Here is a 12,359-nt window from a genome sequence, read left to right as displayed (position 1 = left end):
GTCGGCCGCCTTTGGTATGGTGGCGGCCACCATGACGCGAGAACAGAGCGGGAAGGGTTTTCCGGAAGGGTTCCTCTGGGGCGCCGCGGCGGCGTCGTACCAGATCGAGGGCGCCGCGTCCGAGGACGGCAAGGGGCCGTCCGTGTGGGACATGTTCTGCAGGAAGCCGGACGCGGTGTGGAACGGCCAGACGGGCGATGTCGCCTGCGACCACTACCACCGGTATCAGGAGGACGTCGGCCTCATGCGCGACATCGGCCTCCGCGCCTACCGACTCAGCATCTCGTGGCCGCGCGTCCTGCCGGAGGGCACGGGCGCCGTCAACGAGCGCGGGCTCGCGTTCTACGACCGGCTCGTCGACGCGCTGCTCGAGGCGGGCGTCGAGCCTCATGCCACGCTGTTCCACTGGGACTTCCCGCTCGCGCTCTACCACAAGGGCGGGTGGCTGAACCGCGACAGCGCGGACTGGTTCGCCGAGTACACGAGCGTCGTGGTCCGGAAGCTCGGCGACCGGGTGAAGGACTGGATGACGCTCAACGAGCCGCAGGTGTTCGCGGGCGCCGGCCACTACGAGGGCCGCCACGCGCCCGGCGACCGGCTGCGCTTCGCGGAGGTCCTGCGGCTGTGCCACCATGTCCTGCTCGCGCACGGCAAGTCGGTGCAGGCGATCCGCTCGTCGAGCCCCGGCAAGTGCAACGTCTATTATGCGCCGGTCGCGCAGGTGAAATACCCCGCGAGCTCGTCACCCGAGGACCTGGAGGCCGCGCGCGCGGCCACGTGGGCGGTGAACGCGCGCACGACGTGGACCAACACGTGGTGGATGGATCCCGTGTTCTTCGGCAAGTACCCCGAGGACGGGCTCCGCCTGTTCGAGAAGGAGCTGCCCGAGGTCCGGAGCGGCGACATGGAGATCATCGCGCAGCCGGTCGACTTCTGCGGCGTGAATGTCTACTGGGGAGTCCCGGTGCGCGCCGGGGCGAACGGCGCCGCCGAGGTCGTGCCGCACCCGGTGGGACACCCGATCACCGCCTTCGAGTGGTCCGTCACGCCCGAGTGTCTCTACTGGGGTCCCAGGTTCTTTTACGAGCGGTACAAGCGCCCCATCGTGATCACCGAGAACGGCCTGTCCACCCGGGACTGGATCTCGCTCGACGGCAAGGTGCACGATCCTCAGCGCATCGACTTCATGGCGCGCCACCTGATCGAGCTCCGCCGGGCGATCGCCGAGGGCGCGGCCGTGAACGGGTATTTCCACTGGTCCATCCTGGACAACTTCGAGTGGGCCCATGGCTACAAGCACCGCTTTGGCCTCGTCTTCGTCGACTATCCCACCGGCAAGCGCGTGCTCAAGGACTCGGCGCACTGGTACCGCGAGGTCATCGCCTCGAACGGCGCGACCCTCGGCGGGTGAGCCGGCCGCGGGGGCGGGGGCGAGGTCGAGGACGGACAGCGCCGTCGCGCGGCGACGCAGAGCTGCTGGGCGCTTCGTCCGGCGGCCGACGCCAGTGATAGCCTCGCTCTCCGTGTCCATGTCGCGCCCCGCTCCATTCCGGATGGTTCAAGGCACTCCTGCCGCCCCGACCCGGCCGATCGCAGCGCGTGGATCCAGCTCATGTACACGGCGCCGAAGCGCGTGCTCGCGACGCCGTTCGCCCAGGTGCTCGCCCGGCGCGCCGGCGAGGCGCCCGTGTACCAGGACGAGGCGTACGCCGCGTCGCGGCCGGTGGCGAGCGCCGAGCAGTTCACGCGCGCGGTGCTCGAGCAGCTGAACCGCGCGCGCGCGGAGGTCGGGCTCCGCCCTGTCGCGCTCGCGGCGCGCGAGTCCGCCACCGCCGCGCGGCTCGCGCCGCACTACTTCGCGGCGGCGCTCGGCGAGGGCGAGCGGCCGGAGACGGACGTCATCGCGCTCGGGCTGCTCGCGGGCTGGGAGGTCGACGGGACGATCCGGAGCGGCAGCTTCGTCTCGAGCTTCTCGCCGCGCGGGCTGGACGCTGGCCACTGGCTCACGGCCGCGCTGGAGATGCCGGTCGGCCGGATGACGCTCTTCGCGCCCGACATCGAGCAGGTGGCGCTCGGTCCGCTCCTGACGCGCGGCCCAGACGGGCTCGGGGCGGTGGTGACCGGGTACCGCTTCCACCACGGCAGCGACCACGCCGCGGACGTGAACCTGCTGCTCTCCCGCGTCATCGACGCGCGCCGCCGGATGGGCCTGGCGGCTCCGCTGCGCCTCTCGGACGTCGGCGAGGCGATGGGGGAAGAGCTCCGCCTCGTGCACGTGGGCGAGTCGGACACGAGCTCCGCGCTCGAGGCGGTCATGTCGCGGGCGGTCGCGCAGTACGGAAGCAGCATGCGCGGCTTCGCCATCGAGACGACGTCGCTCGACGCGCTGGAGCTCCCGCCCGAGCTGCTGCGCCAGCGGGCGCTGCACCTCGACATCGGCGTCACCCACCACCGGCCGAAGGGCGCGGCCTGGGCGCAGTACGTGATCCTGGTCGTCTTCGCCGACTACAGCGCGAACGAGGCGTGAGGCGCGGCCGCGCGGCCGCGCGAGTGGACGCGCCGGGCCGGGAGCCGCGGCGGCGGCGCGCGCCGCCGGCCCGCGCCGCGGGCGAGCGCCTCGGCCGGCTCAGGAGGCGATCGGCTCGTCGCCGTCTTCCTCGTCGTCGAGCGGCTCGTCGTCCCCGCTCGCCAGGTCGTACCCGTGCGGATCGAAATCGTCGAACATGGCCTGCAGGCGCTCGGTGAGCGAATCCCACGTGTCCGGCGGCTCGCCTGCCTGGCGATCGCGCTCCGCCAGGGCGAACGCGGCGGCGACCGCCGAGGTCAGCGGGCGTGCGTCCTGGAGCACCGCGACCTTCGAGGCGTCGCCGTTGCACGAGTACGCCAGCAGGTAAGCCCGATAGATGTCCTCATTCGTCTTGTCGCTCATTCCTCGTCCTTCGTCGTTCGTCGTCCGGCGCGCCGTTCGTTCCGTGGTCTGGCCTTCCGGGCGCGGCGGACCGGGGGTGCGAGCGTAGCCCATCTCGGCGTCCATCGGGGTGGTCTGTGTCTCGCCCGCGCGTCCCTCTCGAGCGCCGCGCGGGCGCAGCCGGATCAGTGGCGCAGCCGGTCGCGCAGCGTGCGCACGGCGCGCTCGAGCCCCGCGTGGTGGTGGAAGCAGCACTGACCGATGCGCGGCTGGCACTGCGACGAGCGGAGCATCTCGAGGAACACGAGCGCCCGCGCGTCCCCCTCGAGCGCCGCGCGCTCGAACAGCGCGTGCTTGCGCCGGCAGGGCGCCTCGCGCAGCTCCACGGCGATGCGCAGCGGGACGCTGGCGCGCTTCAGCACCTCGGGCCGGCGGAGCAGCTCGGCCGCGCGCTTCCCGCCCTGCGTGCCGCCGTAGCCGCTCACGATCTCGTAGGCGATGTCGAGGCCCTCGGGGCCGAGGCGGCTCTCCAGGGCCTCGAAGATCGGGTCCGCGCGGCCGTCGGGCCGGTACGAGCTCTTCACCGCGACCGCGGCCGCGGCCGTCATCACGTCGCGGTCCTCGAAGGCGGAGCGGTCCCTCTCGAGCAGCGCGAAGAGCGCGCTCTCCGCGTCGTCCCACCGCTTCGCCTGGACCGACTCCACGAGGCGCGCCCGCTCGGCCGGCAGGCCCGCGCCCTCGAGCGGTCCCGGACCGGCGTCCGCGACGGCGTCCGCGGCCGGCGCCGTCGCGGATGCCGCCAGCCCGGGGGCCGAGGCGCTCGCGGCCGGCGCCGCGGAGGGCGCTCGCGGCGGCGCGCCCAGGGTGCCCGGCGCCGCGGCGGCCGGCGCCGCGGCGGCCGGCGCCTGCATCGAGGCGGTCGCCTCCCGGAGCTCCTGGCCAGCGACCGCCGGCGCCGGCGGGCTCGCGGGCACGCGGCGGAGGAGCACCGCGCCCGCCGCGCCCACGGCGACCAGCGCGGCCACCCCGAGGAGCCAGCCCAGGGCGCCCCGCCGTGGCCGTGGCCGGCCCTCCGCCGCCTCGCGCGCGTCCTTCCCTGGTGCGCCGCCGCGCGCGTCCCTGGCCGCGCGTGTCCCTGGCCGCGCGCCGCCCTCGTCGCCGCCACCCGCCTCGTCGCCGCGGGCCGCCGCTGCGTCGCCGGCGCCGTCTCTCCGCGGCGCTGGTGGCTCGGCCGGCGGCACCGCGCGCATCGCGCCGTCCGGCCACGACGTCCCGCTCGAGAGCGGGTCCTTCCAGGAGAGCAGGCCCAGCGCCTCGGACCTCGGCACGGCCGCGTCGAGCGCGGCGAGCAGCGCGCGCGCGCTCGCGTGGCGCGCCTCCGGGTCCTTGCGCAGCAGCCGCATCACGAGCGCCTCGAGCTCGCGCGGCACCTCCACGCCCGGGGCGCGGAGCCGGAGCGGCGGCGGCGCCGTGTTGCACTGGTCGCGGAACAGCTCGACGGGCACGATCGAGTCGAACGGGTGCTTCCCGGCGAGCATCTCGTAGAGGATGAGCCCGAGGGCGTAGAGATCGGAGCGCTCGTCGACGTGCTCCATGCCCTGCGCCGCCTCCGGCGCCATGTACGCGAGCGTGCCGAAGACCATGCCGCTCAGCGTGATCCGGACGGGCTCGGGCTGCTCCTCGGCGCTGTGCGCGTACGTCGTGGAGAGGCGCTCCAGCGGCACCTTCGCGAAGCCGAAATCGATGAGCTTCACCGCGTCGGTGCCGTGCTCGACCATGACGTTGCGCGGCTTGAGGTCGCGGTGGATGACGCCGCGCTCGTGCGCCGCGGCGAGCGCCGCCGCGATCTGCCGCGCGATCTCGGCGGCGCGCGCGGCGGGCACCGGGCCCTTCTTGATGATGCGGTCGAGCGTCGGACCGCGGACGTACTCCAGCACGAGGAACCGGGAGCCGTCGGAGAGGGTCCCGAAATCGGTCGCCGAGGCGATGTTCGGGTGCTGGATGTGCGCGCCCGCGATCGCCTCGCGCTCGAAGCGCGCCGTGAGCTCCGGGGAGCCCTTCGCCGCGGGCAGGAGGATCTTCACCGCCAGCCACTTGCGCAGCAGCAGGTGCTCGGCCTTGTAGACCGCGCCCATCCCGCCCGTCGCGACGAGCTCGACGATCCGGTAGCGGTCCGAGATCACCGTCCCGACCATCTGCGCCGCCGCGCTCTCTGCGGACGTGTCGCGCGGCGCGGCGCTCGGGGCGAGCGACGGATCACCGGGGGCACGGGGCGGGGAGGCGCTCACGGGAAGGCGTGAACTGTCCGGCCTCGCCCGATTTTTGTCAAAGGGGGCGGCGGTGCTGGGGGGCGACGCGGGGCGGTGGCGCGCTGGCTTGCCTATTGAATTGGCCGCGTGCCCGGGCCAAGGATGCGCCATGGCCGATCCCGTCCACGCCCTCTCCCGCGCTCTCCAGGCGGCGATCACCGCTGCGTTCGGCGCCGAGCACGCCGCCACGGATCCCTCGCTGCGCCGCTCCAGCCACGCCGACTACCAGGCGAACGCCGCCATGGCCCTCGGCAAGCGCCTCGGCAAGCCGCCGCGCGAGGTCGCCGCGGCGATCGTCGCGCACCTGGAGGTCGGCGGGATCTGCCGCAAGGTCGAGATCGCGGGCCCCGGGTTCGTGAACCTCACGCTCGACGACGCCTACCTGGTCGGCGAGCTGGCCGAGACGGCGGGCAGCGGGCAGCTCGGGATCGCGCCCGCGGCGCAGCCCGAGACGGTCATCGTCGACTACTCGGGCCCGAACGCCGCGAAGGAGATGCACGTCGGCCACCTGCGCAGCACGATCATCGGCGACGCCCTCGCGCGCGTCCTCGAGGCGCTCGGCCACCGCGTGATCCGCCAGAACCACCTCGGCGACTGGGGCACGCCGTTCGGCATGCTGATCGAGCACATGCTCGACCTCGGCGAGGCGGCCGCCTCGGAGGAGCTCTCGGTCGGCGACCTCGACGCTTTCTACAGGCAGGCGCGCGCCAAGTTCGACGGCGACCCGGCGTTCGCCGAGCGCTCTCGCCGACGGGTCGTGCGGCTCCAGGGCGGCGACGAGCAGACGCTCGCCCTTTGGCGGCAGCTCGTGCGCGAGTCGACGCGCTACTTCGAGTCGGTCTACCGCCGCCTCGGCGTGACCCTGACGGCGGCCGATTTCGCGGGCGAGAGCTTCTACAACCCGATGCTGGCCGACGTCATCGCCGAGCTCACGGCGAAGGGGCTGGCGCGCGAGAGCGAGGGCGCCCTCTGCGTCTTCCCGGCGGGCTTCACGGGCAAGGGTGGCGAGCCGCTGCCGCTCATCGTGCGCAAGCAGGACGGCGGCTACGGCTACCCCACGACCGACCTCGCGGCGATCCGCCATCGCCTCACGACCGTCGGCGCGCAGCGGCTCATCTACGTGGTGGGCGCGCCGCAGAGCCAGCACTTCGCGATGGTCTTCACGACGGCGCGGGAGGCGGGCTGGCTCGCGCCCCCGGCCCGGGCCGAGCACGTGGCCTTCGGCTCGGTGCTCGGCGCCGACAAGAAGATGTTCAAGACGAGGAGCGGCGACACGGTGAAGCTCTCGGACCTGCTCGACGAGGCCGTGGAGCGCGGCCTGAAGAAGGTGCGGGAGAAGAGCCCGGATCTCGACGCCGAGGCGGCCGGCGCGGTCGCGCGGGCGGTGGGCGTGGGCGCGGTGAAGTACGCCGACCTGTCCAGCGACCGGATCAAGGACTACGTGTTCGACTGGGACCGGATGCTGGCGCTCGAGGGGAACACGGCGCCTTATCTGATGTACGCGCACGCCCGCGTGCGATCGATCTTCCGCAAGGGCGGCGTCGCATCGGAGTCGGCGCGTGGAGCCGGGTTCACGCTGGCCGAGCCAGTCGAGCGGGCGCTCGCGCTGGAGTTGCTCCGGTTCGGGGCGGTGCTCGAGGACGTGGCCGCCACGCTCGAGCCGCACCGGCTGTGCGGCTATCTCTACGAGCTCGCCGGGTCGTTCACGACGTTCTACGAGCGCTGTCCGGTGCTCAAGGCCGAGAGCGACGAGGTGCGCCGCTCGCGGCTCGCGCTGTGCGATCTCACGGCGGAGGTGCTGGCCAAGGGCCTCGGCCTGCTCGGCATCGAGGCGCCCGAGCGGATGTAGCCGCGCCTTCAGCGCGCGCGCCGCAGCTCGTCCGGCGAGGCAGACGAGCCATCGGAGCCGGCGCGCCGCAGATCCGGCGAGGCAGACGAGCCCATCTTCCACGGCGCGCCGGAGATCGAGATAAGCGGGCGAGCCCATCGCGCGCGAGCGCGCCGCAGACCGAGACAGCGGGCGAGCCCATCGCGCGCGAGCGCGTTTTCCGGGAGCCGCGCGTGGGTTGCGCGCGAGCTCGACGCGGTCCTCGTGGCAAAGTGCAGGGATGATGGAACTGCGGCTTTCTCTTCCCGGCGCCGGCGCCGGCGTCGCGGCGATGGCGGCGCTCGTCGCGGCGCTCGGGTGCTCGGCGGTGGGGGGCTCGCCCTCGCCGGGCGGCGCGGGTGATCAGGGCGCGGCGTCCTCGGGGGCCGACGGCGAGGACGTCGCCGACCCCTCCGGCGGTCTCGATGGGCCGGGCGCGCCGGGGCCGGGCGGCGGCGGCGCTGGCCCCGTCGCCGACCCGAACGCGGACACGGACGCCGACGGGTTCACGCCCGCCGGCGGCGACTGCAACGATGCGGATGCAAATGTGAACCCCGGCGCGATCGAGGTCGAGGTGACGGAGCCCGACGCGAGCGGCCAGGTGCCTGCGCCGGCGGACGAGGACTGCGACGGCGCGATCGACAACGTGGCGCCTCCCTGCGACGAGGGGCTCTCGCTGGAGGACTTCGATCCGGCGAACGGCGCGAGGGCGATCGACCTGTGCGCCGTCGCGTCCCCCGAGGAAAGGCGGTGGGGCGTGCTGTCCGCGAGGTACGTCCGCGGGGACGGCTCGCCGGCGGAGCGGTCGCCCGCGGTCGGCCTCTTCGACGGCTTCGGGCCGAACGTGCACGTGCAGGGCGGCGCGCGCCTGCTCGCGCTCTCGACGGGGCGCGCCCGCCCGCCGGATCACCTCGACGCCTGCTGGTCCGAGAGCTGCTCGAACTACGGTCCTGGCGCCGCGCCGCCCGGGTTCCCCCAGGACAACCCCGACTGCCCTCCTTCCGACTTCATCAACGACGACATCGGCCTCGAGGTCGTCCTCCGCGCGCCGAGCAACGCGACCGGCTACGAGTTCCTCTTCAAGTTCTACACGTACGAATACCCGGAGTGGGTCTGCCAGGACTTCAACGATCAGTTCGTCGCGCTGGCCACGCCGGCGCCTCCGGGGTCGTACAACGGCAATCTCTCGTTCGACGCGGAGGGCAGGCCGGTCAGCGTCAATATCGCGTTCTTCGATGTCTGCGACAGATGTCCGCTCGGCTCGAGCGAGCTGGTGGGGACCGGGTTCAGCCCGCGCCACGACGGCGGCACCCGGTGGCTGAAGACCCGGGCGCCGGTGCGGGGCGGAGAGGAGATCACGCTCCGGTTCATCCTCTTCGACACCGGGGATGATCGCTTCGACTCCACCGCGCTCATCGACGGGTTCCGCTGGATCGCCACCGGCGGGACCGTGAGCCTGGAGACCGCGCCCGCCGTCGACCCCCGCTGAGCGGCGCGGCGCTCGCGCGTAACGTCGCCCGCGTCGCCCGCGTCGCTCGCTTCCGGGGCGGGCGGGAGGCCTGATGAACGCCCTGCGTTCGCCATCCTACCTGCAGGTCCGACACGCCCCGCCGCAATCCACGTCGAGCTCGCTTCCATTCAGGGTGCCGTCATCGCACGAGGGCTCCTGGCAGACACGCTCCCTGCACACGCCGGACGCGCAGTTCTCCCCGGCGAGGCACCCTTCGCCGACGGGGCACAGCGGGCACGAGCGGGTGCCGCAGTCGACGCCGGTCTCGAAGCCGTTCGCCACGCCGTCCACGCACGTCGGCGCCTGGCAAACCCCCAGGCGACATACGCCCTCTTTGCAGTCGATGCCCGTCGCGCACGAGCCGCCGAGGCGACAAGGCCTGCACGAACCGCCGCAGTCGGTGTCGGTCTCCCCTTCGCGATCATCCGTGAATCCATTGCTGCAGTGCGGGGGGACACACGTGTCCTCCGTGCAGGTCCAGCCCTCGGGGCACTCGTCGCAACTCCAGATGACGATGGCCCCGCCCTCCCCGCACGAAAGGAAAAAAGGCGCCGTCAGCCCCAATGCAATGACGCGTCGAAGCATGGTGCTCGCTCTTCTTTGTAGTTGATGGCCTGTTGACGACGACAGTACATCAAGCAACGCCATCGAGGGCGCCGATCTGGCCGTTTGCGCGCGGATTTGTAGCATTCCGGAATGCCGTCTCGGATTGCCAAATAATCGACATGGGAAGATCCGCCGGGGCGTGGAGGCCTGGCTCGGACGCGCGGAGAGCGCGGGGTTGGAGATCGGACGCGCGGAGATCGGAGGTGCAGAGTGACGAGAGGAGAGGGGAGCTCATCGACGCGAGATGGCCCGTGGCACCGGCCGTTCTCTACGGATTCGACAGGAGCGCGCCGCGCGGCGCCGCGCGCGGCCGACAGGGGCGCTCGGCGCGCTATCCAGGGAGGGCGATGGTGAAGAGGGGTGCTGTGAGGGCGCCTTGGCCCGGCGGCGAGACGGCGCTCCGGGGCGCGCGCCGCTGAGTGCCGCGGGGCGTGCCGCGCTCAGGGGCGGGCGGGGGCGCGGCGCGCCGCGACGAAGGAGCGCACGCAGAGGCCGACGTAGCCCGCCGAGAGGATGGCCATCAGGGACTGGGCGATGACGGCCGCGGGGCGCTCCACGTCGCCGCCGGAGAGCAGCGCCGGCAGCCTGGACAGGCCGCGGATCGAGCCGAGGAAGCCGACGACGCCGAGCAGCGCCGACGCGTGCATGACGTGCATGCGGTACCTCTCCTGCCTCGCGAGCAGGCCGAGCCCGATCGCGACGGCCCCGAAGCCGGCCGGGATGAGCGCGGTCGGCGCGCTCGTCGCCGCGAAGCCGCCGACGCCGAGCGCCGTGAGCAGCGCCCCGTAGCCTATGGTCACATTCGACATGCTCGACATGCAGAGCCTCCTTGTCCGGAGCCCCCGGGATACCGCGGCCGGCGCGCCCCCGCCACCGCGGCCGCCCGCGCCCGCGCCGCGCGTGCGCGTGACGATCGCCGCGCGTCCGGGTCGCGGTGGACCGGAGCGCGGCCCGGACGCGCGGCGATCGTCACGGGGCCGCGCTCGCCGCCACGGCCGGCGGGAGATCGCCCGGGCCGCCGCGCTCGCGGTCGCCAGGGCGTCCGCGGGCGGAGCGCGGCGGCGTGGTTAGATTCCGCCCCCATGCTCGGCCTCTCCCGCCTGCGGGACAGCTTCGCCTACACCCCGCGGACGCTCAAGCTCGTCTGGCGCTCGTCGAGGGCGGCCAGCGTCGCGCTCGGCGCGCTCACGCTGGCGGCGGCGGTGCTGCCGCTCGGCGTGGCCTACGTGGGCAAGACGATCACGGACGCGGTGGTCGCGCGCGACCAGAGCGCGGCGCTCGTGTGGGTCGCGGTGGAGCTCGGCCTCGTGGCCGCGCTCGCGCTCGCGCAGCGCGGCCTCGCGCTGACGCGGCAGCTGCTCGGCGCGCGGCTCTCGATCGACATCCACGCGCTCATCCTCGAGAAGGCGCTCTCGCTCGATCTGGCGCACTTCGAGGACTCCGAGTTCTACGACCAGCTCACCCGCGCGCGCCGCGAGGCGTCGTCGCGCCCCGCGTCCGTGGTGACCGAGAGCTTCTCGCTCGTGCAGAACCTCATCACGCTCGCCGGATACGGCGCGATGCTCGTGGGGTTCAGCGCCTTCGCCGTGCTCGCGCTCTTGCTCGCGGCGATCCCGGCCACGGTCGCGGAGGCGCGCTTCTCGGGCGCGGCGTTCCGCCTCCGGAACTGGCGATCTCCCGAGGCTCGCCGGCTCAATTACCTCGAGTACGTGCTCGCCAACGACGGCCACGCCAAGGAGGTGAAGCTCTTCGGGCTAGGGCCGATGTTCCTCGATCGGTACAAGGCGCTCGCCGCGTCGTTTTACCGGGAGGACAGCGCCCTCGCGGTCCGCCGCGCCGGGTGGGCTTACGGCCTGTCGCTCCTCGGGACGGCCGCGTTCTACGGCTGTTATGGCGCCATGGCGCTCGGCGCCGCGGCGGGGCGCCTCTCGCTCGGCGCGATGGTGCTTTATGTAGCGGCCTTCCGGCAAGGCCAGCAGGCGTTCCAGGCCGTCCTCGCCGGCATCGGCGGCATGTACGAGCACAACCTCTACATGTCGAATCTCTTCCAGTACCTGAGCATCCCGACCAGCGCGCCAGCCGCGCTCGCGGACGGCGGCGCGGCCGCGCTCTCGCCCAGCGCGCCAGCCGCGCTCGCGGACGGCGGCGCGGCCGCGCTCTCGCCCAGCGCGTCTGCCGCGCTCGCGGACGGCGGCGCGACCGCGCTCTCGCCCAGCGCGTCTGCCGCGCTCGCGGGCGGCGCGAGCGACAGGGGCGTGCGGTTCGAGGGGGTCGGCTACCGGTATCCTGGCCAGTCGCGCTGGGCGCTCCGGGGGATCGATCTCCACATCCCGAGCGGACAGAGCCTGGCGCTGGTCGGGCACAACGGCGCGGGCAAGACGACGTTCATCAAGCTGCTCACGCGGCTCTACGAGCCCACCGAGGGGCGCATCCTGCTCGACGGCAAGGATCTCCGCGCCTGGGATATCGACGCCCTGCGCCGGAGGGTCGGTGTCGTGTTTCAGGATTTCAACCAGTACCAGCTCACGTTGCGCGAGAACGTCGGGCTGGGCAGCCTCGAGCACCTCGCGGACGAGCCGCGCATCGGGCGCGCTGTCTCCGAGGGCGGCGCGGACGAGGTCGTGACCGCGGTGCCGGGGGGCCTCGACGCGCAGCTCGGGCGCTGGTTCAAGGACGGCGTCGAGCTGAGCGGCGGGCAGTGGCAGAAGATCGCGCTCGCGCGCGCCTTCATGCGCGAGCAGGCCGACATCCTCGTGCTCGACGAGCCGACCGCGGCGCTCGACGCCGAGGCCGAGCACGCGGTCTTCCAGCGGTTCCGGTCGCTCTCCAAGGGGCGCACGACGATCGTCATCTCGCACCGCTTCCCGACCGTGCGCATGGCCGACCGCATCCTCGTCCTCGACGGCGGGCGCATCGTCGAGGAGGGCACCCACGACGAGCTCGTCGCGCGCGGCCAGCGCTACGCCCGCATGTTCGCGCTGCAGGCCGAAGGCTACCTGTAGCGCCTCCGGCGCGAGCGCGAGCGCGAGCGCGACCGCGGCGAGCTGCGCCGTCGGCCGATCCTCGTCGCTCGTGCGAGCGCCCGCGCGGCGCGCACGGCGCCGGGCCGCCCTTCCTCTCGCCGGCTCGGGCGGAAGCCTCGGGACGCGCGCGACGCCG

9 protein-coding genes are annotated in these 12,359 nt (G+C 73.4%); 5 read left to right on the top strand and 4 right to left on the bottom strand.

Features of this window, described 5'->3' with window-relative positions; genetic code table 11:
• Window positions 1-31 precede the first annotated feature (31 nt).
• On the top strand, window positions 32-1,411 hold the full coding sequence (locus WME85_RS45580) for a GH1 family beta-glucosidase (RefSeq protein ID WP_437305345.1): 1,380 nt from the start codon (window positions 32-34) through the stop codon (window positions 1,409-1,411).
• 201 nt (window positions 1,412-1,612) lie between these two features.
• Window positions 1,613-2,527 (top strand): hypothetical protein, encoded by a 915-nt coding sequence (locus WME85_RS45575; RefSeq protein WP_437830636.1) that lies wholly within the window; start codon window positions 1,613-1,615, stop codon window positions 2,525-2,527.
• Between the two features lie 99 nt (window positions 2,528-2,626).
• On the opposite strand, the gene WME85_RS45570 is transcribed toward WME85_RS45575, so the two are convergent.
• Complete coding sequence (locus tag WME85_RS45570) at window positions 2,627-2,929, bottom strand: hypothetical protein (RefSeq protein WP_437830634.1); 303 nt, start codon at window positions 2,927-2,929, stop codon at window positions 2,627-2,629.
• 164 nt (window positions 2,930-3,093) lie between these two features.
• Entirely contained in the window at window positions 3,094-5,196 is a 2,103-nt protein-coding gene (locus WME85_RS45565) for a serine/threonine-protein kinase (protein WP_437830632.1), read from the bottom strand.
• 130 nt (window positions 5,197-5,326) lie between these two features.
• Between WME85_RS45565 and argS the strand changes: the two genes are divergently transcribed.
• Window positions 5,327-7,066 carry an arginine--tRNA ligase gene (gene argS, locus WME85_RS45560; RefSeq protein ID WP_437830630.1) on the top strand — a complete coding sequence of 580 codons (1,740 nt, stop codon included), beginning with the start codon at window positions 5,327-5,329 and terminating at the stop codon, window positions 7,064-7,066.
• A gap of 259 nt (window positions 7,067-7,325) precedes the next feature.
• Entirely contained in the window at window positions 7,326-8,573 is a 1,248-nt protein-coding gene (locus WME85_RS45555) for a choice-of-anchor L domain-containing protein (protein WP_437830628.1), read from the top strand.
• A 96-nt stretch (window positions 8,574-8,669) separates the two neighbouring features.
• On the opposite strand, the gene WME85_RS45550 is transcribed toward WME85_RS45555, so the two are convergent.
• Together WME85_RS45550 and WME85_RS45545 are read right to left on the bottom strand one after the other, a co-directional pair.
• Window positions 8,670-9,179 (bottom strand): hypothetical protein, encoded by a 510-nt coding sequence (locus tag WME85_RS45550; RefSeq protein ID WP_437830626.1) that lies wholly within the window; start codon window positions 9,177-9,179, stop codon window positions 8,670-8,672.
• 461 nt (window positions 9,180-9,640) lie between these two features.
• A complete protein-coding gene (locus WME85_RS45545) occupies window positions 9,641-10,018 on the bottom strand; it encodes a hypothetical protein (RefSeq protein WP_437305338.1) in 378 nt (125 codons plus the stop codon).
• Between the two features lie 264 nt (window positions 10,019-10,282).
• On the opposite strand from WME85_RS45545, the gene WME85_RS45540 reads away from it, so the two are divergent.
• Entirely contained in the window at window positions 10,283-12,202 is a 1,920-nt protein-coding gene (locus WME85_RS45540) for an ABC transporter ATP-binding protein (protein ID WP_437830624.1), read from the top strand.
• Window positions 12,203-12,359 lie beyond the last annotated feature (157 nt).

This window comes from Sorangium sp. So ce1153, assembly GCF_051521595.1.
GTDB lineage: Bacteria > Myxococcota_A > Polyangia > Polyangiales > Polyangiaceae > Sorangium.
Note: the sequence above shows the minus strand (reverse complement) of the source record. Positions and strands in the feature narration are given on the sequence as shown.